The organism is Massilia sp. Dwa41.01b (genome assembly GCF_014171775.1).
Lineage (GTDB): Bacteria > Pseudomonadota > Gammaproteobacteria > Burkholderiales > Burkholderiaceae_D > Telluria.
In genome coordinates, this window is record NZ_CP050454.1 from 139,936 (window position 1) to 165,838 (window position 25,903).

At 64.1% G+C, this 25,903-nt stretch carries 25 protein-coding genes; 10 read left to right on the forward strand and 15 right to left on the reverse strand.

Annotation, left to right across the window (positions count from 1 at the left end; all coding sequences use genetic code 11):
• Nucleotides 1-133: 133 nt before the first annotated feature.
• The 3 genes from G4G28_RS00685 (at nt 134) to G4G28_RS00695 (ending at nt 2,353) form a co-directional block, all read left to right on the forward strand.
• Nucleotides 134-559 carry a M15 family metallopeptidase gene (locus G4G28_RS00685; protein WP_229507828.1) on the forward strand — a complete coding sequence of 142 codons (426 nt, stop codon included), beginning with the start codon at nt 134-136 and terminating at the stop codon, nt 557-559.
• 338 nt (nt 560-897) lie between these two features.
• The gene (locus G4G28_RS00690; protein ID WP_183107945.1) at nt 898-1,536 is read left to right on the forward strand and encodes a hypothetical protein; all 639 of its coding nucleotides are present in this window, start codon (nt 898-900) and stop codon (nt 1,534-1,536) included.
• Nucleotides 1,537-1,825: 289 nt separating this feature from the next.
• On the forward strand, nt 1,826-2,353 hold the full coding sequence (locus tag G4G28_RS00695; RefSeq protein WP_182990464.1) for a PEP-CTERM sorting domain-containing protein: 528 nt from the start codon (nt 1,826-1,828) through the stop codon (nt 2,351-2,353).
• A gap of 103 nt (nt 2,354-2,456) precedes the next feature.
• Here G4G28_RS00695 and G4G28_RS00700 read toward each other — a convergent pair whose 3' ends face one another.
• The 3 genes from G4G28_RS00700 to G4G28_RS00705 are packed head-to-tail and all read right to left on the reverse strand — an operon-like array spanning nt 2,457 to nt 5,301.
• A complete protein-coding gene (locus tag G4G28_RS00700; protein WP_308602578.1) occupies nt 2,457-3,788 on the reverse strand; it encodes a D-alanyl-D-alanine carboxypeptidase in 1,332 nt (443 codons plus the stop codon).
• The gene (locus tag G4G28_RS27815; RefSeq protein WP_308602594.1) at nt 3,782-4,054 is read right to left on the reverse strand and encodes a hypothetical protein; all 273 of its coding nucleotides are present in this window, start codon (nt 4,052-4,054) and stop codon (nt 3,782-3,784) included. The genes G4G28_RS00700 and G4G28_RS27815 overlap by 7 nt, the downstream gene beginning before the upstream one ends.
• A gap of 8 nt (nt 4,055-4,062) precedes the next feature.
• The gene (locus G4G28_RS00705; RefSeq protein ID WP_182990465.1) at nt 4,063-5,301 is read right to left on the reverse strand and encodes a nucleoside recognition domain-containing protein; all 1,239 of its coding nucleotides are present in this window, start codon (nt 5,299-5,301) and stop codon (nt 4,063-4,065) included.
• Nucleotides 5,302-5,629: 328 nt separating this feature from the next.
• Here G4G28_RS00705 and G4G28_RS00710 point away from each other — a divergent pair, with 328 nt between their 5' ends.
• The 3 genes from G4G28_RS00710 to G4G28_RS00720 all read left to right on the forward strand — a co-directional run bounded on the left by G4G28_RS00710 (nt 5,630) and on the right by G4G28_RS00720 (nt 11,563).
• Nucleotides 5,630-7,390: an ABC transporter substrate-binding protein gene (locus tag G4G28_RS00710; RefSeq protein ID WP_229425350.1), complete on the forward strand. Its 1,761-nt coding sequence runs from the start codon at nt 5,630-5,632 to the stop codon at nt 7,388-7,390.
• 191 nt (nt 7,391-7,581) lie between these two features.
• Nucleotides 7,582-10,353 carry a TonB-dependent receptor gene (locus tag G4G28_RS00715; RefSeq protein ID WP_182990467.1) on the forward strand — a complete coding sequence of 924 codons (2,772 nt, stop codon included), beginning with the start codon at nt 7,582-7,584 and terminating at the stop codon, nt 10,351-10,353.
• A gap of 253 nt (nt 10,354-10,606) precedes the next feature.
• Nucleotides 10,607-11,563 (forward strand): LD-carboxypeptidase, encoded by a 957-nt coding sequence (locus G4G28_RS00720; protein WP_183107946.1) that lies wholly within the window; start codon nt 10,607-10,609, stop codon nt 11,561-11,563.
• A gap of 21 nt (nt 11,564-11,584) precedes the next feature.
• Here G4G28_RS00720 and G4G28_RS00725 read toward each other — a convergent pair whose 3' ends face one another.
• The 9 genes from G4G28_RS00725 to G4G28_RS00765 all read right to left on the reverse strand — a co-directional run bounded on the left by G4G28_RS00725 (nt 11,585) and on the right by G4G28_RS00765 (nt 21,722).
• Nucleotides 11,585-12,697: an MORN repeat-containing protein gene (locus G4G28_RS00725; protein WP_182990469.1), complete on the reverse strand. Its 1,113-nt coding sequence runs from the start codon at nt 12,695-12,697 to the stop codon at nt 11,585-11,587.
• A 1-nt stretch (nt 12,698) separates the two neighbouring features.
• Complete coding sequence (locus G4G28_RS00730) at nt 12,699-13,796, reverse strand: hypothetical protein (RefSeq protein ID WP_182990470.1); 1,098 nt, start codon at nt 13,794-13,796, stop codon at nt 12,699-12,701.
• An 87-nt stretch (nt 13,797-13,883) separates the two neighbouring features.
• A complete protein-coding gene (locus G4G28_RS00735) occupies nt 13,884-14,435 on the reverse strand; it encodes a GNAT family N-acetyltransferase (protein ID WP_229507829.1) in 552 nt (183 codons plus the stop codon).
• 102 nt (nt 14,436-14,537) lie between these two features.
• Nucleotides 14,538-15,665, reverse strand: a complete 1,128-nt coding sequence (locus G4G28_RS00740) for an acyl-CoA dehydrogenase family protein (protein WP_182990471.1) — start codon at nt 15,663-15,665, stop codon at nt 14,538-14,540.
• A 40-nt stretch (nt 15,666-15,705) separates the two neighbouring features.
• Complete coding sequence (locus tag G4G28_RS00745) at nt 15,706-16,374, reverse strand: SDR family oxidoreductase (RefSeq protein WP_182990472.1); 669 nt, start codon at nt 16,372-16,374, stop codon at nt 15,706-15,708.
• A gap of 419 nt (nt 16,375-16,793) precedes the next feature.
• Nucleotides 16,794-17,993, reverse strand: coding sequence for an acetyl-CoA C-acyltransferase (locus G4G28_RS00750; protein WP_182990473.1), 1,200 nt, complete (start codon nt 17,991-17,993; stop codon nt 16,794-16,796).
• The gene (gene aceK / locus G4G28_RS00755) at nt 17,990-19,825 is read right to left on the reverse strand and encodes a bifunctional isocitrate dehydrogenase kinase/phosphatase (RefSeq protein ID WP_182990474.1); all 1,836 of its coding nucleotides are present in this window, start codon (nt 19,823-19,825) and stop codon (nt 17,990-17,992) included. The genes G4G28_RS00750 and aceK overlap by 4 nt, the downstream gene beginning before the upstream one ends.
• 173 nt (nt 19,826-19,998) lie before the next feature.
• A complete protein-coding gene (locus tag G4G28_RS00760) occupies nt 19,999-21,183 on the reverse strand; it encodes an isovaleryl-CoA dehydrogenase (RefSeq protein WP_182990475.1) in 1,185 nt (394 codons plus the stop codon).
• 116 nt (nt 21,184-21,299) lie between these two features.
• Entirely contained in the window at nt 21,300-21,722 is a 423-nt protein-coding gene (locus G4G28_RS00765; RefSeq protein WP_182990476.1) for a MerR family DNA-binding transcriptional regulator, read from the reverse strand.
• 133 nt (nt 21,723-21,855) lie between these two features.
• Between G4G28_RS00765 and G4G28_RS00770 the strand changes: the two genes are divergently transcribed.
• From G4G28_RS00770 to G4G28_RS00780, 3 genes are all read left to right on the forward strand, one after another.
• Entirely contained in the window at nt 21,856-22,908 is a 1,053-nt protein-coding gene (locus G4G28_RS00770; protein WP_182990477.1) for an MBL fold metallo-hydrolase, read from the forward strand.
• Nucleotides 22,909-23,215: 307 nt separating this feature from the next.
• Nucleotides 23,216-23,629 carry a hypothetical protein gene (locus tag G4G28_RS00775; RefSeq protein WP_182990478.1) on the forward strand — a complete coding sequence of 138 codons (414 nt, stop codon included), beginning with the start codon at nt 23,216-23,218 and terminating at the stop codon, nt 23,627-23,629.
• Nucleotides 23,630-23,736: 107 nt separating this feature from the next.
• Nucleotides 23,737-23,913, forward strand: coding sequence for a hypothetical protein (locus G4G28_RS00780; RefSeq protein WP_182991924.1), 177 nt, complete (start codon nt 23,737-23,739; stop codon nt 23,911-23,913).
• 161 nt (nt 23,914-24,074) lie between these two features.
• On the opposite strand, the gene G4G28_RS00785 is transcribed toward G4G28_RS00780, so the two are convergent.
• Nucleotides 24,075-24,692, reverse strand: coding sequence for a UbiX family flavin prenyltransferase (locus tag G4G28_RS00785; protein WP_183107947.1), 618 nt, complete (start codon nt 24,690-24,692; stop codon nt 24,075-24,077).
• Nucleotides 24,692-25,003 carry a Grx4 family monothiol glutaredoxin gene (gene grxD, locus G4G28_RS00790; RefSeq protein ID WP_182990479.1) on the reverse strand — a complete coding sequence of 104 codons (312 nt, stop codon included), beginning with the start codon at nt 25,001-25,003 and terminating at the stop codon, nt 24,692-24,694. Before grxD ends, G4G28_RS00785 begins: the two co-directional genes overlap by 1 nt.
• A 162-nt stretch (nt 25,004-25,165) precedes the next feature.
• On the opposite strand from grxD, the gene G4G28_RS00795 reads away from it, so the two are divergent.
• Nucleotides 25,166-25,462 (forward strand): hypothetical protein, encoded by a 297-nt coding sequence (locus tag G4G28_RS00795; RefSeq protein ID WP_182990480.1) that lies wholly within the window; start codon nt 25,166-25,168, stop codon nt 25,460-25,462.
• Here the strand turns inward: G4G28_RS00795 and G4G28_RS00800 are convergent.
• Nucleotides 25,437-25,901 carry a GNAT family N-acetyltransferase gene (locus G4G28_RS00800; protein WP_182990481.1) on the reverse strand — a complete coding sequence of 155 codons (465 nt, stop codon included), beginning with the start codon at nt 25,899-25,901 and terminating at the stop codon, nt 25,437-25,439. The genes G4G28_RS00795 and G4G28_RS00800 overlap by 26 nt on opposite strands.
• Between the last annotated feature and the right edge of the window lie 2 nt (nt 25,902-25,903).

Here is a 25,903-nt window from a genome sequence, read left to right on the forward strand (position 1 = left end):
CTGTCTTCGATCGCGGGCATCGCGGTCGACCTGCGTTACGCCGGACCCAACAACTTCGTCGGACGCGACCTGTACTCCCCCCTTCGACTGCGCCTGGCTGCACCGCGACGCCGCCGCCGCGCTGGAAACGGCGGTGGCCTGGCTGGTCGTCCAGGCGCCCGGCCATACACTGCTCGTGCTTGACGCCCTGCGCCCGCAGCGCGTGCAGCAGCAATTGTGGGATGCGCTGGAGGGGACGGGCCTGCAGATGTACCTGGCCAATCCGGCGCGCGGCTCGATCCACTCCTACGGGATGGCGCTGGACGTCACCATTCTCGATCCGCACGGCGCCGAGCTCGACATGGGCACCGGCTTCGACGACATGACGGATGTGTCGCATCCGGCGCGGGAAGAAGCATTCCTGGCCAGCGGCCAGCTTCATGCATCCCACGTGGCCAACCGCCGCTTGCTGCGCGGCGCCATGCTCGCTGCCGGCTTTTCGGGCATCACCACCGAATGGTGGCATTTCGACTGCGGCGACCGCGAACGCGTGCGCGCTACCTTCCGCCGCGTCCTGTAGCGGTTCCTTGCTTCCAGCCTGCGGGCTGGGCCGATGTCCGGATGCCGCCTTGCGCGCCAATTCGGTCCTCCGTTTTGGTTCCCATCGGGTGCCCGCGCACACTTGAGTTGTCTCAGCCTTTGGCAGGCCCGCACCGGGACAATCTCCTTATCGACGAGAGGTTGATGGTGAGGCTGGACGTGCAGCCCCGTTTCCTCTCGCGCAATGGCTTGGAGCGCCAGGCACCATCTTCGGCAAGGCAACCCGTCGACGTCCGCATGCGACCACGACGCGGTGATCTCTTGCGACGATAGGTTTGCCCGGCGTTCCCATTCCCCAACGGACAGGAGAGGTGCGCAATGAAACGTTTGATGATGGCCGCGGTCGTGGGCTCGGCCCTGGCAGGGTGTGCCACGGGCGGCGGCGAGCTGTTCGCCGCGCGCGACACGACGGTGGAATACGTACGGGTGTTCGACATCAAGACCGGGGCGCCGGGTCCGGCGGTGGTGCGCGCCGCCAGCGAAGGCATCAGCCGCAACATCGGGAACGCCGCCCTCGCCACGCCCCTGCCCGACACGGCCGAGCTGCAGGAACAGCCGGGTCGCTTCAAGCTGGCCGAAACACCCGGTACGGCGCTCGGGCCGAGCTGCGACGGCGCCAGCTGGACGGCGAAAGCGCGGCCGGAAGTGCGCGGCGGACAAGACGTGCAGATCGTCGCCTGTCTGTTCCCGTACAAGCTTGGCTACCAGCTCGACATGTACGCCGCTTTTGTGAAGAAGGAAGGCGGCTGGCTTGCGTGGCCCCGTCGCGCCGTCGGCAAGATCATGGGCACGCCCGAGAAATACGTCGAGAAAACCATGCTCGACGTCGTACGCAGCATCCGCGAAACCACCAGGGGACAGGTGGCACTGGTCGAAGCGCGGCCCGAGGTCGCGGGTGCGCCCTGGCTGGAACCGATCGGCAGCGCGCCACGGACGAGCGACGCTGCCAAGCCTTAGCGTGCGCGGATCCGCTCCCGTCCACAGCCCGTGCCCGAGGGCGCGGACCGCGGCGCCGCGTCTTACCCGCCCCGGGTTTTCCGCGGCGACCAGGCAGGTCTGTGCCGCGTCGGTAAAATTTACAGCGCGAAATTAACCAGATGTATAACTAGAGAAGGATCAACAGCTTACACGGCTGGCACGACAATTGCTGAGCTGGTTGCGCAGCACCTGCACATGCTTTGCAAATAAGCAGGACATGCATTGCACATACATGCACATAACGCGCATCAGCAAACTAGGGGAAACCATGAAGATCCAACGCATCCTGAAGCAATTGTTCGTTGCCGGCGCCCTGGTCGCCGGCGTCAGCCAGGCGCAAGCCGGCGTGATGACTTTTTCGGACCTGGTCGATTTCGAGAATTATTCGGAAGCGGGCATGGACATGTACTCGTCGGATGTCTGGAACTGGCCGGAAGCGCAGATGGCCCACATCGACTTCGGCGAGGCCGGTTTCGTCCTGAACAGCGGCGCGCAGTTCAACCTGAACAGCATCGACCTGCTGGCCGACGGCGGTGGCGGTACGGCGCGCTTCTCGGCCTACCTGGACGGCGAACTGCTGGGCTGGATCGACGTGGCGACAGCCGGCACCTACGCCTTCGGCAACCTGTTCCAGGGCATCGACGAGCTGCGCGTATCCGTCATCGACAACCACTTCAGCTTCGATAACCTCGTCTTCAACGAAGACGGCAGTACGGACGTGCCGGAACCGACGAGTGTCGCCCTGCTGGGCATGGGCATGCTGGCCCTGGCGGCACGCCGCCGCAAGCAGGCCTGAGTGTATTCCCGCCAGGCCTGAGCGGTCGTTACGGCCCGGCCGGGCAGGTTGCAGGCCGGTCCCGTTGACCAGGAGGGCCTCATCCGACAAGAGTTGCTCCCCGTCACGCACCAGCGGGACGCCAGTGCACGGGCCGGCCTGCGGCGCTCAGCGTGCGCTGGCGGCTACCGGCATGGCGGCCGGGGCGATGCCGCTGCGCCGACGCCGGCGCCGGCAATGGCGGCTGGCCGCCCGAGCGCGCTACCCAGTCGACCAGCGCATCGACCACGGCGCGCCCGCGGCCTCTCCGGGCGAATTCGTCGTTCACGAAGGCCACCACCACGTTCTGCACGCCCGTTGCGTCCGGCACATACCCGGCCAGCGCCACCACGTTGCGCAGCGTACCGGTTTTCAGGCGGGCGCGACCGGCGGCCGGGCTGCCGTTCAGGCGCCGGCGCATGGTGCCGTCCGTTGCTGCGATCGGTATGCTGGCCAGGAATTCCGGTGCCCAGTTGCTGCGCAGGCCAGCGCGCAGCAACTGTCCCATTTGTAGCGGGCTGATGCGCTCGATGCGCGACAGGCCGGAGCCGTTTTCGATCACGAAGCCGCTGTCGTCGATGCCGTGTCCGCGCATCCAGTTGCGGATGGCCATATCGGCGCGGGCATAGGTAGTCTGGGGCGCCTGCGTCAGTGGATCCGCCAGCGGCGGCAGCGGCCGGCTCCCCAGGACCGGGTCCGATGCCAAAGCCCCCATGGAGAGGAAGAGGGTACGCGCCAGTGCGTTGTCCGAGGGTTTGTTCGTGTCGCGCACGACTTCCGGCAGCGCGCGCGCCCTGTGTTCGGCCAGCAGGCGCGCATCCTGCGGCGTACTGCCAGGGAGCGTCCTGCCGCTCAGCTTGCCGCCAAGCTGTTTCCACTTCAGGCGGAACAGGCCGTCGATATAGTCGTCGCGGTCGAGAACGTTGATGCTGTTAGTCCGCGCACAGTTCTTCGGATAGGTGCCGTTCAGCACGACCTTGATCTTGCCATCGCTGCCAGGTACGGCTTCGGGCAGCTTCCAGCCTTCTTCCCAGCGGGCGCAGTCGGCGTCGATCAGGCGCATGTTCGAACTGATCGTCACCCCCGCCAGCGCCGGCTGCATGTCCAGCTGCAAGCGCGTGCTGGTCGAACGCATGTCGATCTGCAGCATGTTCTTGTTGATCAGGAGCGCATCGGGAATGACGTTGTAATACGCCTCGGGTGACTCGTCGAAGGGCGGCAGGCCGACATCAACTCGCGCCGGATTGAACAGCGTGCGGTCGAGCACCAGGTTGCCCTCGATGCGGCGGATACCGGCATTGTGCAGGGCGCGCAGCATGCCTTCCAGCACCTCGCCGGACAGGTCGGCGTCGGCGCCGCCGCGCAGCACCAGGTCGCCCTTTAATATCCCGTTGTTCAGGTCGCCGTTCGTCAGCAGCTCGGTACGCCCGCGAAAGACCGGGCCCGGTGCTCGAGGCCGACCAGGGTCGTCACCAGTTTCATGGTCGAGGCCGGCTGCATGGGGCGCTCGGCCAGGTGTGCGAGCACGGTCTGGTCGCCGCGCAACACCAGCAGGCTCACCGCGTCGGACGCCAGGCCCTGCTCCGCCAGCACCCGCGCGACCGGTTCCGGCAACTGGGCGGCAGCCGGCAGGCAGGCGGCGAGGGCGGCAAGGACGGCAACATGAACGAAGTGGCGGCGCATGCAGGTCCTTAACCGAAGAAGAGGTAGGCAACGAAGATGGCGGCGACCACGCCCGCGAAGTCGGCAAACAGGCCGCAGGAGATCGCGTAGCGGGTCTTGCGGATGCCTACCGAGCCGAAGTACAGGGCGACGATATAGAAGGTGGTGTCGGCCGAGCCCTGGAAGATGCAGGCGAGACGGCCGACGAACGAATCCGGGCCGTAGGTCGTCATGGTGTCGATCATCAACGCGCGCGAGCCGCTGCCCGAGAGCGGCTTCATCAGCGCGGTCGGCAGCGCCGGGATGAAATCGGTGTTCATGCCCAGCTGGACGAATAACCACTCGAAACCGCGCACGACGAAGTCGAGCACGCCGGCGTTGCGCACCACGCCGATCGCCACCAGCATGCCGACCAGGTAGGGAATGATGGTGAGCGAGGTCTGGATGCCGCCCTTCGCGCCTTCGATGAACGCTTCATAGACGTTGACGCGCTTCTTCAGGGCGCCGACCATGAAGGTCACGATGATGGTGAACAGGACCAGGTTGGCGGTCACATTCGATACCAGCTGAATCTGGTCCTTGGTCAAATAGTTGCTGAAGTAATAGATCAGGCCCCCAATCGCTGCCGTCATCGCCGCGATCCAGCCGCCCAGCACCGGATCGAACAGGTTGATGCGCTGGCGGATGCCGACGATCATGATGCCGGCCATGGTGGCCACATAGGTCGCGATCAGGCAGGGGATGAAGATATCGGCGGGATTGGCCGCGCCCAGGATCGCCCGTTGCGCCATGATCGCCAGCGGAATCAGGGTCAGGCCCGAGGTGTGCAGCACCAGGAACATGATCTGGGCGTTACTTGCCTCGTCCTTGTTCTGGTTCAGGGTTTGCAGGCTTTCCATCGCCTTCAGGCCAAAGGGCGTGGCGGCGTTGTCCAGGCCGAGCAGGTTGGCCGAGAAGTTCATCACCATGTGGCCGTTGGCCGGGTGGTCCTTGGGCACTTCCGGAAAAATGCGGGAGAAGAAGGGAGCGATGATGCGTGCCAGCACGTTGATGGCGCCGGCCTTTTCGCCGATGTTCATGATGCCAAGCCAGAGCGTCATGACGCCGGCCAGCGGCAGGGCGATGTCCATCACCGCCGTCTTGGCCGACGAGAAGGTGCCGTCGACGATGCGCTTGAAGATTTCCGTGTCGCCGAGGAACAGCCATTGTCCGAGAGCGGCGACGAAGCTGACGAGGAAGAAACCAGTCCAGATGTAATTGAGAGCCATGAGTCAGTCCAAATGCGGGCGCATTGCCCCGGGCAGTGCCGCTGGGGGATGCCAGGGCGCTTGCCACGCGTTGTATGGCCGCCTGATCCGCCGATAGCGCGCGATCATTGCAGCTTTCCTGCGCACGATTGTGCAGCGGAGAGTATAGGCGCAGAGCAAGCTGCAAGGATGAAAGAATGCAGTTGCGCCATGCGGAAAAGTTATGTGTGCCGGGTTGCGTTTGCTGTCGTGCCTTGTCGCGCATATGATACGCAAGGCCCAACCACGACCTCCACACATGAGACTTTGCACGGCCTGCTCTTCCTTGTTGCTTGCACTTGGCGCGCTGATGCCGTCCTTGCCATGCACCGCGCAGGCGGCTGGGGGAGCAGGCGCGGACACGGGTACGCCGAAAGTGCTGCACATCTTCCTGTCCACCAGCGAAACCGGCCTCGATCCGGCGGTGGCGTCCGATAATGCCACCCTGTCGCTGCTGGAAAACCTGTTCGACCCGCTGCTGCGCTACGACTACCTGGCGCGCCCGGCTCGGCTGCGCGGCAATACGGCGACCGCCCTGCCCGAGGTCAGCGCCGACGGCCGCACCTACACCTTTCGCATCCGTCCCGGTATCTATTTCACACCTGACCCGGCTTTTAAAGCGAGCAAGCGCGAGATGACGGCGGCAGACTATGTATATAGCCTGAAACGCCTGTACGACCCGGCGCTGAAATCGCCCTGGTTGTATATGTTCGACGGCAAGATCGAAGGCGACGCGGTATTGAAGCGCCGCTTCGATGTCGACGCCGACGTACCCGGCCTGCAGGCGCCGGACCGCTACACGCTGCGCATCCGCTTGGCGGCGCCCGACAACAATTTCCTGTTTTATATGGCAACGCCCGCCTCAGGCGTGGTCGCGCGCGAAGTCATCGAAGCGTATCCCGGCCAGGCCGGCAACCATCCGGTCGGCACCGGTCCCTTCATGGTCGGCGACTGGAAGCGCAGCGACCGCATCGTGCTGCTGGCCAACCCCGCCTCGACGGCCGTGTTCCACGCGCAGCCGGGGACGAATCCGGAAGACCGCGCGATTGCGGCCGCCCTGGAGGGCAAGCGCCTGCCGCGGGTCGACCGGGTAGAGGTCAAGATCGCCGAGGAATTCCAGGGCCGCATGCTCGGTTTCCTGAACGGCGAATACGATTACCTGGAGCAGGTGCCGGAATCGATGACGGACATGGTCATTCGCAATGGCCAGCTCAAACCCGAGTTGGCCGCACGCGGCATGCAGCTGTCGCGTTTCCCCGTGCTACAGACCTATTACATGTGGATGAACATGAACGATCCGGTGCTGGGCGGCTACAGTCGCGACCGGATCGCCCTGCGCCGCGCGATCGCGCTGGCCTACAACAGTGCCGAGGACATCGCGCTATTGAAGAAGGGCTTTGCCATCAAGGCCGAGTCGCCGCTGCCGCCGAATGTGCTCGGCTACGATCCGCACTACCGCAGTCCCGTCCCCTACGACCCGGCGCTGGCGAACGCCCTGCTCGACCGCCACGGGTATGGCAAGCGCGACGCCGAGGGCTTTCGGCGCGCACCGAACGGGCAGCCGCTGACGCTGACCATGCACAGCGAAGCGACCGTAGGCGGGCGCCTGCGCGACGAACTGTGGAGAAAATGCCTGAATTCCATCGGACTGCGCGTGGTGTTCAAGTCCGACAAGAAGACGGAGATCATCAAGGCCTCGCGCCTGGGCCAGGTGACGATGTTCGAAAGTAACTGGATCGCGGATTTCCCAGACGGCGACAATTTTTACCAGCTGCTGTACGGCCCCAATGCCGGCCGCGCCAACTACGCGCGCTTCAACTTGCCCGCCTATAACGAACGCTATGAAGCGGCGCGCCAGCTCCGGGACGGCCCTGCACGCCAGAAGCTGTATGGCGAAATGAACCAGCTGATCCACGCCTATAACCCCTGGGTACCGCTGACCCATGTGCTGTCGGCCGATCTGCGGCACCCGTGGCTAAAAAACTACAAGCGCCATCCAGTGGAATTCACCAACTGGCGCTACCTGGACATCGATGTTGCGCAAAGGGCACGCTCGACCCGGCAGCCTTGATAGAAAGTGTGAGTTTTCCCTCTATTAACATTCCCGGAAGTTATACTTCCCGCCGGTTATTTCATTGGATGGCGCCACACCCCGCGCGTACTCTCGAAACGAACCATGCCGTCATGACATGGCGGACCCAACAAGCGACGCACCGCCGCATTATCCACAGATCAAGATCGCGACACCTTAGGAGAGACCGCGTGAAGTTAAAGAAGCTAGCACATCTGATTGCCCTGATCGGGGCAGTAAGCCCGGCAGTCGCACAGGAGCTGCAACAGAACACCCCGATGGCGCGCGTCGAGGTGACCGGCAGCAGCATCAAGCGCATTGCCAGGGAAGGCGCGCTGCCGGTGCAGGTGATCACCTTCGACCAGATCCAGAAGCAGGGCATCACGACCACTGAAGAGCTGGTGCGGACGATTTCGGCCAACGGTACCGGTGCCGACAACATGACCTCCGGTAATAACGTCTTCGGCGCCGATGCCGACCGCGTCAGCGGCGGCGCCTCGTTCGCTTCGCTGCGCGGCCTCGGCCCGAACAGCACGCTGGTGCTGCTCAACGGCCGCCGCATCGCCACCCACGGCGGCAGCGGCAAGGCGGTCGACCTGAATTCGATCCCGCTCTCCGCGATTGCCCGCGTCGAGATCCTCAAGGATGGCGCCTCCGCGATCTACGGTACCGATGCGGTTGGCGGCGTCGTCAACTTCATCCTGCGCACCAATTACCGGGGCATCGAAGCGTCGGCCACCGTCAACGCCACCGAAGCCGGCGGCGGCACTACCCGCCGTGCCACCCTGCTGGCCGGTCATGGCGACCTGGACAAAGACCGCTTCAACGTCATGGCGGCGGTCACGGTCGACAAGAACGACATGCTGCACTCGCACCAGCGCGGCTTCGCCAACGGCTTCCAGCCGCAGCGCGGCCTGTCGCCGGACACCACCGGCACGCCGTTCGCGAACCAGCTCAGTGGCGCGGGCACGGCGCTGGGCGCGAACTTCACGGTACCGGGCGACGCCACCAAATACCTGCAGGCCAACCTGCTGAGCTTCCAGAACAAGTGCGACACGATTCCCTACATGTCGCAATACCAGAGCCAGCTCTGGCCGGACGTCACGCCGGTGACGCGCACGCGCTTCTCCTGCGCCTATGACTACGGCGCCGACTACGTCATGATGCCGCCGGCCGAGCGCGCCAACGCGATCGCCCGCGGTTCCTTCCAGATCGCGCCGGGCCATCGCCTGTTCGTCGAAGGCATGGCCTCGCGCTCGCAGGTGACGTCGATCCTGACGCCAATGCAGATCTCGGCCTCGCTGGCCAACGGCGCCGTCTACCCTGTCGGCGGCCCGTACTACCAGGACCTGTCGCAATACGTCGCCACCTTCGATAGAACGAAGCCGATCGCCTACAAGTGGCGCGCCGTCGATTTCGGCAACCGCGAGATGGACAACACCACCGACAGCGCACGCCTGCTGGTCGGCCTCGAGGGCACCGTCGACAAGTGGGACTACAAGCTCGGCCTGTCGCGCGCGATCAGCAAGACGCAAACCACGCTGACGAACGGCTATGCCTACACCACGCCGATGTACCAGGCGCTGGGCACCGGCAAGATCAATCCCTGGCTCGCTCCCGGCCAGACCCAGACCGCCGAGGCGATGGCGCTGATCGAGTCGACCAAGTTCCGTGGCGACCTGCAGCACGGCCGCACCTCGCTGACCCAGCTCGACGGTTCCGTGTCGGGCGAAGTGTTCAACCTGCCGGCCGGCGCCGCCGCCGCTGCCGTCGGTTTCGACCTGCGCCGCGAAGGCTATGGCTATGGCCAGGATGCCGACGCCACGGTCGTCTGGCAGGCGCCGGGCAACGCCGCCCTGCAGGAAGCCACGCGCGACGTCAAGGCCGTGTATGCCGAGCTGATCCTGCCGGTATTCAAAAACCTGGAAGTCCAGCTGGCCGTGCGCCGCGACGACTACAGCGTGATCGGCGCGACCACCAATCCGAAGGTCGCCTTCCGCTTCCAGCCGGCGAGCTGGCTGCTCTTCCGCGGTTCGGCCAACAAGGGCTTCCTGGCGCCGAGCTTCACCCAGCTGTATTCGGCCTCCCTCGACGGCGAACTGCCGAACGGGACGATCGATCCGGTCGGCTGCCCGCTGAACCCGGGGAACCCCGACTACTGCGCCATCGCGCGCCTCGACTTCAAGGCCGGCGGCAATTCGTCGCTGCGTCCGGAGACCTCGAAGCAGGGTACGCTGGGTGTGGTGGTCGAGCCGGTCAAGGGCTTCTCGGCTTCGCTCGACTACTGGATGATCAACACCCAGGACAAGATCCTGAACCGCACCCCACAGGTCATCCTCGCGAACCAGCCCGCGCTGGCGGAAAACGTGATCCGCAACCCGGCCAACGGCGCCAACATCGGCACCATCGAGTACGTGCGTTCGGGCTGGATCAATGCCGGTGGCGCCAAGACGCGCGGGCTTGACCTCGGCCTGCGTGCCGACGGCAAGTGGACCGACGTGAAGTGGAGCGCCGCCCTGGACGGTACCTGGACCCAGAGCTTCAAGTTCGCCGAGATCGCCGGCCAGCCGTACAAGGAATACGTTGGCCAGTTCTACACGCGCGACCTGTACCTGCGCTGGAAGCACAGCGCGACGCTGACGGCCACCCGCGGGGACTGGAGCGCCATGCTGAGCAACTACTTCGCCAGCGGCTACAAGGACCAGGTACCGAACGGCGGCAAGGGCACGCCGCCGGCTGGCTTCGATCCGGACGTGTCGAGCTATACCCGCTTCGGCCTGTCGACGACCTACACCGGCTTCAAGAACACGTCGATCACTTTCGGCATCCAGAACCTGTTCGACCGCGACCCGCCGTTCACGGCGCACAACGTCGACGAAGTCGTCGGTGCCGGCTGGGATCCGCGCGTGGCCGATCCACGCGGCCGTTCGTACTCGCTGACGCTGAAGTACACCTTCCTCTGATCGCAGGAGGCGATAAGCTGCAGGCAGGGCGAACACGCGCCTGGCCTGCAGCTTTTTTCATTTCCGATTCCCGCCACCACGCCATCGATGCCCACGTTCCGCAGCCCGCCTCCGCAGGGTGAACCTCTTCTCGGCGAAGCGCTGGGCAGGCGCGCGTTTTGCGCCCGCCTGGCGGCGCTGGCGCTGGCGGGCAGCTGCGCGCCAGCCCTGGCCGCGCGCGCGCAGGGCTGGACGTCGCACAACGCACCACGCCATGACAACCCTGATCAAACCCCCACGCCTGCGCCAGGGAGACGGCGTCGCCCTGATCGCGCCCGGCGGCTACGCCACCGACAAGCTGATCGCCAAGGCCCGCGCGAATATCGAGCAACTGGGACTGCGCGTGCACGAAGGCGCGCACCTGCGCGAGGTGTACGGCAACTATGGCGGCACCGTCGAACAGCGCCTGGCGGACCTGCACGCCGCTTTCGCGAACCCCGACGTGAAGATGATCTGGCCGATCCGCGGCGGCTCCGGCTGCATCTCGCTGCTGGCGCACCTCGATTACGCGCTGATCCGTGCTAACCCGAAAATCCTGTTGGGCTACTCCGACATCACGGCGCTGCACCTGGCCATCCTGAGGCATGCGGGCCTGGTGAGCTTCCACGGGCCGGTGGCCTCGTCCACGCTGAGCGACTACACGCGCGAGCACATGCTGGCGGTGCTGTCCGATCCGCAGCCGAGCTACACGATTCCGATGGCACTGGAAAACAGCCGGCGCGCCCTGGAAAAACCCCATTTCGGCCTGCACACCGTGCACGGCGGCGTGGCGACCGGCCCCCTCGTGGGCGGCAACCTGAGCCTGGTGGCGGCGCTGGCCGGCACGCCCTATGCGGCCGATTTCAAGGACAGCATCCTGTTCCTGGAAGAGGTCAACGAGGCGCCCTACCGGATCGACCGCTGGATGACTCAGCTCGACCTGTCCGGCGGCTTGTCAAAAGCGGCGGCGCTGATGGTGGGCATCTGCGACGACTGCGGCCCGGAGCATGAAGAGATTTCGCTGACGCTGGAACAGACGCTCGACCTCCACCTGCAGCCGCTGGCGATTCCCGCCGTGACCGGCTATTCGATCGGGCATATCCGCGACCAGTTCACGGTCCCGATGGGTATCCGCGCCACGCTCGATACGGAGCGGCAGACGTTGACGTTGCTGGAAGCGGCCGTCAGCTGACCGGCGTCACGCTGCGGCGCGTCAGCGGAACATGGGAGGCCGAACGTCGTCAATGGTGTCTACCACCGTAAAACTGTAATAGGTTGCATACGCCATCTCACAGGGCGCCCCCCGGCACATGGCAGGTTTGTACTCATCGAGCATCATCACGCTGGCGATATACTTGACCAGTTTTTCCCCGTCTTCCTGGTCTTCCAGGGTCGGTTTGCGCAAGACCATCGCCTGCTTTGCCTTGCCGTCCGCGCCGACGATGATGCGAATTAACAGGTCACCTACCGCGTTGCCCGCGGAGTGATTGAGCTTGTGAACCGCTTCGAATACCTTGCGCGTCCCATTGCGTGGATAAGGTGGGTCGTCACCCTGTTCAAGCGCGGGGTATTGAATACGGACCCTGTTGCGCTGTCCTTCGGTTAGGGCTTCCCAGGTCGCGTCAACCGGGGTGGGTCCCGTCACCGGGTATGCCCCTGGCTTAGTAGTGCTGAAATAGGGAGTAGAGTCGATTACCGGCGCCGGAATTCCGGCGGGACGGCCATCTTCGAACTGACCATCGAACTTGCGATTGCTTCCGGCAAAGGTCATGATCCCACGTCCATGCGGCTTGTCGTCTTTCCACTGGCCGGCGTAGCTGCCGCCGAGGCTATAGGTCGCCTCGCCCCAGCCGTTGAGCTGGCCGTTCTTCCACTCGCCCTTGAACTCGGAGCGGTCGTAGCGCACCAGGATCCCTTTACCTTCATACTTGTTGTCGATCACGTCGCCTTCGTACTGGTTGCCGTTCACGAATTCGATATAGCCGTTCCCATGCGGCTTGCCGCGGCGCAGTGTGCCGGTATAGGTATAACTTACGGTCTTCAGCTCGCCTTCGCCCTGCAGCTCGCCACGCAGCAGGCTGCCTTTCAATGCATAGCGGCGGCCTTTCTCGTCCTTCCATTCCAGCGTGCCCGTGCCGCTGGCGAAACCGTCCTTGCACATCCCGTTCCAGTCAACCCGGTTCTCGCGCGGAGCCGGCTCCAGCGGGGCAATCTGGCAATCGTCGGTACCGGCATGACCGGCAAGGCGCGCCGGCGCAGCCAGTGCCTCCGGCATCGCGGCAAGGCCAAGCAGCAGGGGCAGGATAGCCGTCTTCATCATGGCCATATCAGTCCTTGTGGAAGTTGAAGGGCACGCGCGGCAGCGTGCCGAAATGGATCGCCATTTCGTAGGCCATCTCGCAGGGTTCGCCCTGACAGCGCGCGGGTTTGTACTTGTCGAGCATGAGCAGGCTCGCGTAGGCCTCCGCCAGTTCCTTGTTCGGGTGGCCGTTCCCGCCCTCGGGGATCTGGTACACGGCCGCGCTCCTGGCCTTGCCGTCCTTGCCGACCAGGACATGGATGCGCAGCATGCCATCGGCACTGTCCAGGTTGCTTGACGCCTTCTGGAAAGCTTTCATGACTTCTTCCGGGCCCTTGCTCGGGTAGGGCGGATCGTCACCGGCCGCGAGCGTGGTGTAGGGGTAGCGCGCCGTGTTCTTTTGCGCCTCGGTCAAGCTGTCCCAGGCGGCGTCGTGCTGGCCGCCATAGGTCGTGCTGCTCGAACTCCAGCGCGTGGGAGTGGCGAGCGTGCGTTTGGTGTCGTCGAATTCGCGCGGACCCTGGCCCGCCACATAGCCATAGGCAAACCGGCCTTCGTACTGGCGGCCACTGCCGGCATACACGATCTTGCCCTTGCCGTGGAAGCGGTTGTCTTCCCATGTGCCGCTGTAGCTGCCGCCCAGCGTGAAGGTCTCTTCGCCCCAGCCTTCGCGTACGCCGTTCTTCCATTCGCCCGTGTAGCGCGAACGGTCGGCACTGATGAAGATGCCCTTGCCTTCGCGCTTGCCGTTCACTACACCGCCTTCGTACATGCCTTCGCCGCCGGCATACTTGAAGAAACCTTCGCCATGCGGCACGCCCCTACGGACCGTGCCGGCGTAGTCGTATTCTCTGGTCTTGAGCTCGGCCTCGCCGCTGACTTCGCCACGCTCGAGCGTGGCCGCAAGCGTGACCGGCTTGCCGGCAGCATCGCGCCACTTGAGCACGCCCTTGCCCTGGGCGTGGCCGTTGGTGCAGGCACCGTTCCAGCGCAGCTCGGCGCCGGCGGGAACGGTATCGAGCGCGCCGATGCGGCAATCGGCCTTGCCAAGGGGAGCCGGCGGTTCGGCGGCGAGTACGCCCTGGGCCAGCAGTGAAGTGGTGAGAAGGAGGAGAAGTCTAGGCATGCGGACACCGGGAATAGTTTCAACTACCAAGAATCTACCATGTCATCTTGATAATCAGAAACTATTTTCCGAGCCAGTCGCGGTGGCTCAGAGCTTGCGCGTCATGTACACATACCCGTGCTGCTCGCCATCGATGCGATACAGGTCCGGCAGCTCTCCGGCGAAGACGAAACCGCAGCGCTCATACAGCCGGCGCGCCGGGGCGTTCTGCGACAGCACTTCCAGGTCGACCCAGTCGATGGTCTCCTGCGCGCGCGCCCAGTCGAGCGCAGCGGCCATCAGGTGCTCGCCAAGACCCCGGCGGCGCCAGTCGCGGTGCACGCCCATGCCGAGCAGGCAGCGGTGGCTGGCGGCGCGCTCGGGGCGGGCGCGCAGGTCGACGTGGCCGGCAATGGTGCCGTCCGGCGCCAGCGCCATCCAGGCGCGGCGCCAGCCGGGCGCGCCGACCGCGGCGCCCAGGTCGATGGCAAAGGCGCCCCGTTTATCGAGCGGAAAGCGCGAGTCGGCGCGCGCCATCGGCTGGAACAGGGGCGTGCTGTCGCGGCCGTTGTCCTGCAGGTGGTCGTCCAGGTAGAGGAACAGCGCCGGGAGGTCGGCTTCCCTGACCTCGCGGATGGCGGGCATGAACTGGTCGCCCATGTCAGCGCAGCAGGAACAGCAGGCTCGCCAGCAGCAGGCCGCCGCTGACGGTGCCGGCAAAGGCGAAGCCGAGGAGGACCAGATTGCGCTTGCGCCGTTCGTTCACAGCGCGCGCGCGATCAGGATCTTCTGGATGTCGCTGGTGCCTTCATAGATCTGGCACACGCGCACGTCGCGGTAGATGCGCTCGATCGGGAAATCGGCCACGTAGCCATAGCCGCCGAAGACCTGCATCGCGTTCGACACCACGCGCTCGGCCATCTCGGAGGCGAACAGCTTGGCCATTGCCGCTTCCTTCAGGCAGGGCAGTCCCGCATCCTTCATCGAGGCCGCATGCAGGATCAGCTGGCGCGCCGCTTCGATCTGCATCGCCATCTCCGACAGGCGGAACTGCACCGACTGGTGCTCGAAGATCGCCTTGCCGAAGCTTTCCCGCTCCTTTGCATAGCCAAGCGCCGCCTCGAAGGCTGCACGCGCCATGCCGACCGACTGCGAGGCGATGCCGATGCGTCCGCCCTCCAGGCCGGACAGGGCGATCTTGTAGCCCATGCCTTCTTCGCCGATCAGGTTTTCGACAGGCACGCGGCAATTCTCGAAGACGATCTGCGCCGTGTCGGAAGAGTGCTGGCCCATCTTCTGTTCCAGGCCGGCGACGATGTAGCCCGGGGTATCGGTCGGCACCCAGAAGGCGCTGATGCCTTTTTTACCCGCCGCCCTGTCGGTGACGGCCATGACGATGGCCACATCGCCGTATTTGCCGCTGGTGATGAACTGCTTGGTGCCGTTGATGATGTAGTGGTCGCCATCGCGGACCGCCGTGGTGCGCAGGGCGGCGGCGTCGCTGCCGGTATGCGGTTCGGTCAGGGCAAAGGCGCCGAGCAGTTCGCCTTGCGCGAGGGGACGCAACCAGCGCTGCTTCTGTTCTTCGTTCGCGTACATCATCGCGATCGAGCAGACCGGGCAGTTGTTGACCGAGATGATGGTCGAGGTGCCGCCGTCGCCGGCCGCGATCTCTTCCAGCACCAGCGCCAGCGACACGTAGTCGAGACCGGCCCCGCCATATTGTTCCGGCACCGCCACGCCAAAGGCGCCCAGTCCTGCCAGCTCCTTCAGTTCGGCCTTCGGAAAATAGTGTTCCTTGTCCCAACGGGCGGCGTTGGGCGCCAGGCGCTCCTGGGCATAGCTGCGCAGGGCGTCGCGGATCATCTGGTGTTCTTCGGTCAGGATCATGGTGTCTCGTTGAGGTGTTATTCAGCTTGTCGTTCGCGGCTTACCAGGGAATCGGGCTGCCGTCGTGGTTCAGGAAAGTGCCGTTCGCTTGCGGGCCGGCGTTTGCCAGCAGGGAGCGCAGGTCGCGCACGCTCTGCTCGACCGGCACCGGGGCGCTCGCGCCGCCCATGTCGGTCTGGACCCAGCCGGGGTGGAAGGCGATGCAGGTGGCGCCTTGCGGGCCATAGGTGAGCGCGGTGTCGCGCAGCACCGAGTTCAGGGCCGCCTTGCTGGCGCGGTAGAGCGAACCGTTGCCGCTCGTGCGCGCGCCGATCGAGGCCATGACGGAGGACAGCACGCCGAGCTTGCCGCGGGTGGCGGCCACCAGCGGCGCGACGACCGGCAGCAGGCGCATCGCCGCCAGCACGTTCGTGTGCATCACGGCGTCGAATTCATCCTGGGTGGGGAAGCCGTCGTGGCGCGGGCCGTACAGGCCGGCGACCAGCCAGGCGGTGTCGATCTTTTCGTCGTCGAGCTTCCAGCCGAGGCCAGCGATGGCATCGGCATCGGTGACGTCGAGTTGATGTGGCTCGGCGCCGAGCGCGGCCAGTTCGTCCAGGTCCTGCGCCTTGCGTGCGGTGGCGATCACGCGCCAGCCATCAAGCCGGTATTGGCGCGCCAGCTCGTGGCCGATGCCTCGCGAGGCGCCGATGATGAGGGCAGTTGGCAAGATCGTTTGCTCCGGTTTGCTTTGCAGTTTGCGACGGTACGACCGCGTGGGCATGAATGCCCACCCTACGTTACGCCGCGGTCTCGATTCTTTTCACGCGACGGTTGCGCATCGTAGGGTGGGCATTCATGCCCATGCGGTACAAATTACGCCAGGTGGGCGCGCCATCGAAGCCACTGGCTTCAATGGCCCCACGCGGTACAAATTACGCCAGGTGGGCGCGCCATCGAAGCCACTGGCTTCAATGGCCCCACGCGGTACAAATTACGCCAGGTGGGCGCGCCATCGAAGCCACTGGCTTCAATGGCCCCACGCGGTACAAATTACGCCAGGTGGGCGCGCCATCGAAGCCACTGGCTTCAATGGCCCCACGCGGTACAAGGTCTCCGAGTCGAAGACACCCCGGAGACCGCTACAACTTACACCATCTCGATCGCCATCGCCGTCGCTTCACCGCCGCCGATGCACAGCGATGCCACGCCGCGCTTGCCGCCGGTCTTCTTCAGCGCGCCGAGCAGGGTGACGATGATGCGCGCGCCGGAAGCGCCGATCGGGTGGCCGAGGGCGCAGGCGCCGCCGTGGATGTTCACCTTCTCGTGCGGGATCTCGAGGTCGCGCATGGCCGCCATCGGCACGGCGGCAAAGGCCTCGTTGATCTCGAACAGGTCGACATCGCCCGGCATCCAGCCGGTCTTCTTGAACAGCTTGTGCATCGCGCCGATCGGGGCGGTCGTGAACAGGTTCGGTTCCTGGGCGTGGGTGGCGTGGCCGATGACGCGGGCGATCGGAGTCAGGCCCAGTTCCTTGGCCTTCGATTCGCGCATCATGACCAGGGCCGCGGCGCCGTCATTGATCGACGAGGACGAGGCGGCCGTGACGGTGCCTTCCTTCTTGAATGCGGGCTTCAGGGACGGGATCTTGTCGATCTTCGCCTTCATCGGACCTTCATCCTTTTCGACCAGCAGTTCGCCGGTACGGGTGGCCACGCTGACCGGCGCGATTTCCCAGTCGAAGGAGCCGTCGCTGTTGGCGGCCTGGGCGCGTTTCACCGAGGTGATGGCGAAGTTGTCCTGGTCTTCGCGCGAGAACTGGTACGTCGCCACGCATTCTTCTGCGAAGGTACCCATCGAACGGCCTTCGCCGGTCTTTTCGTTGCGCGAATAGGCATCTTCCAGGCCGTCGTACATCATGTGGTCGAACATCGGCGCGTGGCCGATGCGGTAGCCGCCGCGGGCTTTCGGGATCAGGTAAGGAGCGTTGGTCATCGACTCCATGCCGCCGGCGACGACGATGTCGGCGCTGCCGGCCACCAGCTGGTCATGCGCGAAGATCGCGGCCTGCATGGCAGAGCCGCACATTTTCGACAGGGTGACGGCGCCGGTCGACAGCGGCAGGCCGGCCTTGATCAGGGCCTGGCGCGCCGGGGCCTGGCCTTGTCCCGCCATCAGGCAGTTACCGAAGTAGACGTGTTCGACCGACTGGGCATCGACGCCGGCGCGTTCGACCGCGGCCTTGATCGCTACCGCGCCGAGGTCGCTCGCGGACTTCGAGGAAAAATCGCCCTGGAAGGCGCCCATCGGGGTACGGGCGGCGCCAACGATAACGACTGGATCATTCATTGCAAGGTCTCCAAAGAGGATGGCGCCGCTTCGAAGGCGGGCGCCGGGGTGGTATGCGCGGTATGCGTGGCGTGATGAAAACGGATCTGCTGCGGGTAGGGGAAGATGTCCTGCACTTCGCCCCCCAGGATGCGGTCCTTGTGCGCTTGCCAATAGGCGCGCGTCAGGAGTTCCGCATGGTGCTTCATAAAGTAGTGCCGGATCTTCGGATTTCCAAGTAGAAAACGTCCGAATTGTTCCGGAAAGACGTCGTGCTTGCCGATCGGGTACCAGGGTTCGGACGCCATTTCGTCTTCCTCGTTGCGCGCTTCGGGAATGTCGCGGAAGACGCAATCGGTGAGGTATTCGATTTCGTCGTAGTCGTAGAACACGACGCGGTTCTGGCGCGTCACGCCGAAATTTTTATACAGCATATCGCCGGGAAAAATATTCGCGGCGACCAGGTCGCGGATGGCGTTGCCGTATTCGCGGATGCCATGCTCGAGCATGGCCTCGTCGCCCGCTTTTTCCGCATTCGTGAGAAAAATATTCAGCGGCACCATGCGCCGCTCGATGTACAGGTGCTTGATGATGATGCGTTCGCCCTCGATCTCGACCAGCGAAGGGCAATGGTGCTGCAGTTCGGCCAGCAATTCCTCGCTGAAGCGCGCCAGCGGAAAGGCGACATCGGAATATTCCAGCGTATCGGCCATACGTCCGACGCGGTCGTGGTGTTTCACGAGCAGGTATTTTTCCTTGACCTGGGCGCGGGTCGTCTCTTTCGGCGCCGGATAGAAATCCTTGATCACCTTGAAGACATAGGGGAAAGAGGGCAATTCGAAGACCAGCATCACCAGGCCGCGAATGCCGGGCGCGCTCTGGAAACGGTCGGAACTGTGCTTCAAATGCTGCAGGTAATCGCGGTAGAACAGCGTCTTGCCCTGCTTTTGCAGGCCCAGCACGGTATAGATTTCGCTGCGCGGTTTACGCGGCAGCAGGTTGCGCAGGAATTGCACATAGGCCGAGGGCACTTCCATGTCGACCAAAAAATAGGCGCGCGTGAACGAAAACAGCACGGCGATCTGTTCCACCTCGGTGAGCACGGTATCGAGCACGAGTTCGCCGCGGCGCTTGTGCAGGATCGGGATCACGAAAGGATATTCGCGTGCGCCATTCACGGCACGACCGACGACATAGGCGCCCTTGTTGCGGAAGAAGAGGCTCGATAGCACCTGGAACTGCAGGTTCGGCTCGGCCCGATCCAGGCCGAATTTCTCGACCATGCGCGCGGCGACTAAACCGATATCGCGCTCGAGTGCGGCAAACGGGCGATCGAGCTGGAAATTCGTGACGATGCGGCGCAGGGCGAAATGCAGGCCGTCCGCCGCCGGGTAATACACGCGGTAGGTCGGCAGCAATTCGTCGGTTTCGATGTACTCGGTGGAGATCACCGGGCGCACGAAGATGTAATCGTTATGGTAATAGCTGCGGTGCAGAATCTTGCAGCTGACCGAATTGAAGAAGGTTTCCGCCAGTTCCGGCTGCTTGTGGCCGGACAGCAGGCCAATATAGTGCAGCTTGATCTCGCGCCAGACGCCTTCGTGCAATTCTTCCGGCACGTATTCGGCTTCGAGGGCTTGCACGGCTTCCTTGACGCGCTCGTCGTAGTAATCGATGCGGGCACGGGCGGCAGCCTGGGCGGTTGGCCAGTCGCCGCGCTCGAAATGACGCCGCGCCGCCTGGCTGGCCGCGCGGAACAGGCGGTAATGCTTGTCGAAGCCATCGAGAATGGTGCGCGCGACGTCGAAGGCTATCTGGGACGATAGCAGCTTGGGGAACGCAACTTGTGTCATCGTTCGTCTCGCGCGGTGTCTGGTGGAGCGGCTATTTTATTGCATCGTAGGGTAGGAGGCTCTGCCGCCTACGCGTTCAACGACAAGGTGCTAAACGGCGACGTGGTGTGCATCCGCTGTTTGAACGCGTAGGCGGGAGGACCCGCCTACCCTACGATGCGCGACCGTTCAGCTTACGCCGTCTCGCCAAACAGCTCGCGGCCGATCAGCATGCGGCGGATTTCGCTGGTGCCCGCGCCGATTTCGTAGAGCTTCGCATCGCGCCAGAGACGACCGACCGGATACTCGTTGATATAACCATTGCCGCCCAGGGTCTGGATGGCTTCGCCCGCCATCCAGGTGGCCTTTTCGGCGCTGTACAAAATCGCGCCGGCGGCATCCTTGCGCAGGGCACGCACGGCAGCGGCGTTGTCGGCGCGGTCGCAGGCCTGGCCGACGGCGTACACATAGGCGCGGCAAGCCATCATGGTCGAATACATGTCGGCGATCTTGCCTTGCATGAGCTGGAATTCGCCGATCGCCTGGCCGAACTGTTTACGTTCGTGAATATAGGGAACGACCACATCCATGCAGGCCGACATGATGCCGAGTGGGCCACCGGACAGCACGGTGCGCTCGAAATCGAGGCCCGACATCAGCACGTTGACGCCCTTGCCGACGCCGCCCAGCACGTTTTCGACCGGCACTTCGCAATCCTGGAACACCAGTTCGCCCGTGTGCGAGCCGCGCATGCCGAGTTTGTCGAGCTTTTGCGCGATCGAGAAACCTTTGAAACCTTTTTCGATCAGGAAGGCGGTCATGCCGCGCGGGCCGGCTTCCAGGTCGGTTTTGGCATAGACGACCAGGGTGTCGGCGTCCGGACCGTTGGTGATCCACATCTTGGTGCCGTTCAGGACGTAATGGTCGCCCTTCAGGTCGGCGCGCAGTTTCATGCTGACGACGTCGGAACCGGCGTTTGGCTCGGACATGGCCAGGGCACCGACGTGCTCGCCCGAGATCAGTTTTGGCAGGTATTTGCGCTTTTGCTCTTCGCTGCCGTTGCGCTTGATCTGGTTGACGCACAGGTTCGAGTGGGCGCCGTAGGACAGGCCGACCGACGCCGAGGCGCGCGAGATTTCTTCCATCGCGACGATGTGGGCCAGGTAGCCCATGTTGGCGCCGCCGTATTCCTCGCTGACGGTGATGCCGAGCAGGCCGAGTTCGCCCATTTTCTTCCACAGGTCCATCGGGAACTGGTCGCTGCGGTCGATTTCGGCAGCGCGTGGCGCGATTTCGCTTGCTGCAAACTGTTGGACTGCTTCGCGCAGCGCGGCGATGTCTTCGCCATGGTCAAAGGTCAAGCCTGGAAGATGCAGCATGTCGTCGTCCTCTCGGTGAACGGGTTAGCAATTTTGAACCTGGTTATCATACTCGCGTGTGACGTTAACGTAAACGTCAAGTAAAGGCGGGGGCAGGGCGCCCTCGGCCGAGCCGATCAGGCGGCTTTGCTGGCGCCGGTCGGCCGGTTGTCCGCCGCGTTCTCGGCCAGCAGCCGGCGGCATTCTTCCTCGTGTGCGGCAATTTCTTCCAGGGCCATCTCGATGTCGGCGCGCTGCTGTTCAAGGGTTTCGCGCTGGTGCGCCAGCACGCCGAGAAAACGGTCGATCTGGGCGGTGGTATCTTTCGGCGACTCGTACATGTCGACGATACTCTTGATTTCCGACAGAGTCAGGCCCAGGCGCTTGCCGCGCAGCGTCAGTTTCAGGCGGGTGCGGTCGCGCGGGGTGTAGACACGGTTGCGTCCGCCGACGCCTTCGCGGCTGGGACTGAGGAGTCCCTGGTCTTCGTAGAAGCGGATGGCGCGCGCGGTGATGTCGAATTCGCGTGCCAGTTCGGCGATGGTGTAGGTCGTGGCCATGAAAGTGCGGGTGAAAGTGGCAGAGCGCGGAATCGCTTAGAATCCCGATTCGGGCCGGTTGCGTTTCCGTTTACGTCAACGTCAACTCCATTGTAGCGCGCCCGACCCATCACGAATACGAAAGATTGTCATCATGAACCCGCTCGAGTCCCAGCTGGCCTATCCCTTCGGCGACGAACTGCCCACGCCCGGCACGGTGCGCATGGTCGCGCCCGGACTGGGCTGGCTGCGCATGCCGCTGCCCTTCGCGCTCGACCACATCAACCTGTGGCTGCTGGACGACGAGCGCGAGGGCCGCGCCGGCTGGAGCGTCGTCGATACCGGCGTCGCCACCGATCCCACCCGCGCCGCCTGGGAACAAATCTTCACAGGGACGATGGCGGACAAGCCAGTGCTGCGCCTGTTCGCAACCCACTGCCACCCGGACCACGTTGGCCTCTCGGGCTGGCTGTGCGAGCGTTTCGCGGCGCCGTTCTGGACGACGGCCGGCGAGTTCGGCTTCGCCCGCATGATGGCGGCCGCCTTGCCGGGCGTCGATGGCCCCTCGGCCATTCCCCATTTCGAGCGCCACGGCCTGACCGACCCGCTCATGCTCGAACAGATGCGCAGCCGCCGCAATTATTATCCCTCGCTGGTGCCGAGCGTGCCGGAAGCCTATACCCGCCTGCAGGATGGCCAGCAGCTCCGGATCGGGCAGGCCGGCTGGCGCGTGATTACCGGTTTCGGCCATTCGCCGGAACATGCGGCCCTGTATTCGGACGCGTTGAAGGTCTTGATTTCAGGCGATATGGTGCTGCCGCGCATTTCGACGAATGTGTCCGTGTTTGCCGTCGAACCGGAGGGCAATCCGCTGCAGCAATATCTCGACTCGCTGGACAAATTCGCCGGCCTGCCGGAAGACACATTGGTGCTGCCTTCGCACGGGCGGCCTTTCCGCGGCCTGCACACCCGCATCGCGCAGCTGCGCCAGCACCACGTGGCGCGCCTGGCCGAGGTACTCGAAGCCTGCCGCACGCCGCACAGCGCGGTGGACATCGTACCGATCATGTTCCGCCGCCAGCTCGACGCACACCAGCTCAGCTTTGCACTGGGCGAGGCACTCGCGCACCTGCACAAACTTTGGAATGATGGTATGTTGGAGCGAGTAACCGGTGCCGATGGCGTTTTACGTTTCCAACTAATCTGATTGATCACTGATCAACTGATCTTAAACCAGCCAGAGCCGGATTCCGTGGGTGTCCCAGCCCACTCCGGCCTCGACTAGACCGCGATTTGCCCACACGCGTATCTATCGTGCGACAAATGTTGTTTCCTATTAGATACAATTCAGATACATTCATGCTGACTAGAAATTTTGTGGCATGATCGCGAGTTCCGCGAAAAATCTCTTCAATCTCCACTTCTTTGTTAAGTAACGCTCGGCCCGATGTCACACAAATGGTCTTAACGGCTATGCAACTGACATTTATGGTCGAGCATGAAATAGTGCCATCATGAACTCCACGAACGAACGGGAGAGCTTTAGCGAGCGTCTCCAGCAGGCGCTGAAGAACGCCCATTACTCACCGGACAGCCCGACCCGCCTTGCGCGCGAATTCAATATTCGCTTCGAAGGCCGTCCGATCACGGTCCACGCTGCCCGCAAATGGCTGGTGGGCGAAGCCATTCCGACCCAGGAAAAGCTGCGCATGATTGCGCAATGGCTGGGTGTGCCGGCTGATTGGCTGCGCTTCGGCGGCCCGGAAAACCCGGGTGCCCAGGCCGACAGCGGCGGCGGCGCGCGCTTCGAATCGGCCGACGTCAAGCTGATCGCCGATCTGCAGCGCCTGGACGAGCACCATCGCCAGCTGGCACGCGAATTCATCCGCATGCTGGTACGGGTCAACCACCAGGCAACGACGAAGTAAGCCGGTTCCTTCCCTACTATTGCTTTTTCGCTTACAAATTTTCCTCCGAATCAGGCAGTACAAACGCCTGTGACTGGCGCATAATCAATTCGTCACAGCAGAGGATCGTGCCGCCAATGAAAAGCAACTACATGAATACCGCCCAGCTGAAGGAACTCATGACCGCGCCGCCGATGACGGCTGCGCGCCATGCCGAGGTGATGCGCAAACGTATCGCCCAACGCAGGATGCTGGAGGAAGCAAGGGAGTTGAAGAAGGCCGAAAGCGACTACCTGAAGCGTTAAGCGTTGAGGTGGGCGCTGGCGCGGCAAGTCGCTGGTTTGCCGTCTGGCGTATCCGTGTGCCTGGTTGGCGCCGGGGTGGTATCCGGTCGAGCCGCCGGTCCGGTATCGAACCGGGCTGAGGAGACCGGCTGCCGATGTGGCAGGGTGGTTCCAGTTGTCCGTCAGTTGCCGCTGTCGGCAGCCCCGCGTATGCCCGACCAGCGCGGCGCTTCGCCGTTTTCGAACCCGAGCAGGTCGAGCACGCGGTCGATGCTATGGTCGACCAGCTCATCGATGCTGGCCGGACGGTGATAAAAGCTGGGCAGGGGCGGAAACACGATGCCGCCCATTTCGGTGACGGCCGTCATATTGCGCAGGTGCGCGAGGTTGAGCGGCGTTTCGCGCACCATCAGGATCAGGCGCCGGCGTTCCTTCAGGATCACGTCGGCCGCGCGTGCGACCAGGTTGTCCGCCAGCCCATGGGCCACGGCGGCCAGGGTCTTCATCGAGCAGGGCGCGATCACCATGCCGTCGGTCTGGAATGAACCGCTGGCAATCGTCGCGCCAATTTCACGGTGTTTATGCACGACGTGGGCCAGCGCTTCGACCTCGCGCCGTGCCATGCCCACTTCCTGGTGCAGGGTCAATGCCGCCGCGTCGGACACCACCAGGTGGCTCTCGACGCCGGGCAGGGCGCCCAGCCGCTGCAGCAGCCGCACGCCATAGACCGCGCCGGTCGCGCCGGTGATGCCGACGACAATACGGCGGCCGGCGTCCCGGCGGGGTCGGGTGCTGCTCATTACTTCTTGAACATTGCCTGCAGTTCGCCGGATTCGTACATCTCATTCATGATGTCGGAACCGCCGATGAACTCGCCGTTCACGTAGAGCTGCGGGATGGTCGGCCAGTTCGAGAAGTCCTTGATGCCCTGGCGCACTTCCGGATCGTCCAGCACGTTGACGGTGGCGATGTTGTCGACGCCGCAAGCTTTCAGGATCTGGATGGCGCGGCCCGAGAAGCCGCACTGCGGGAACTGGGCGGTGCCCTTCATGAACAGCACGACCGGGGTGTTGGTCACGGTGTCTTTGATCCAGGTTTGTACGTCGCTCATGTGAGTATGCCTTCGGTGAGAAATGGAATGGATGGCGCCATTCTATAAGAAATCGCCCGCGCCGGTGCGGCGCCAGGGTCCGCCGCCGCGGGGCAATTGCGGTATGATCGCCCCCGCTTTCCCTTTCCGCTTTTCCTCTTCCCGTACCGCTCGGAGTCATTCATGCAACAAGCCCCCCGTACCGCGCCTTCCGCGGGTTTCAATCTCCTGCTGGGCGTGCTGCTGGGCGCCCTCGGCGTGTTCCACCTGGCGACCGGCGCCCAAGGCGATGGCCTTGGCGGCATCCTGAAAGGGCTGGCGCTGCTGGCCTATGCCCTCGTGCTGGTACGCGACGCCCTGCACATCAGGAAAACCGGCCAGCCCGCCATGCCGCGCCGGCGCCTGAACACGATCGGCCTGGCTTGCCTCGCGCTGTATTTCGTTGGCGTGCTGGTCAAGAATGGTCCGGCAATGATGTAGGCTTGCCCAGGCAAACCGCATCTTCGCGGCCGACATAGCGCCCGTAATGCGGGATGACGCGGTAGCCGTGGCGTTCATAAAAAGCCACCGCGCGCAGGTTCACGCGGCGCGTCTCCAGCCAGATCTCGCGGTAACCGAAAGCCCGTGCCTGCGTTTCCAGCGCGGCCAGCAGCTGGCGGCCGGCGCCGCTGCCGGGCTGCGCATACATGCGCTTGATCTCGGCAACGTCGGCATCGAGCGGACGCAGGGCGCCGCAGCCGAGCGCCGTGCCTGACGCGTCGCGCGCCAGCAGGAACACGGCACGCGGCATGCGCACGTCGCCGGCATCGAAGGATGCCGCTCCGCTGTCGCCGCAGATCGCGGCCAGCGCCGCATCGAGCGCCGCGATGAGCGCCCGGGCCTCCAGGCTGTCCGGATCGGCGGGCGCGCAGGCGAGCATGG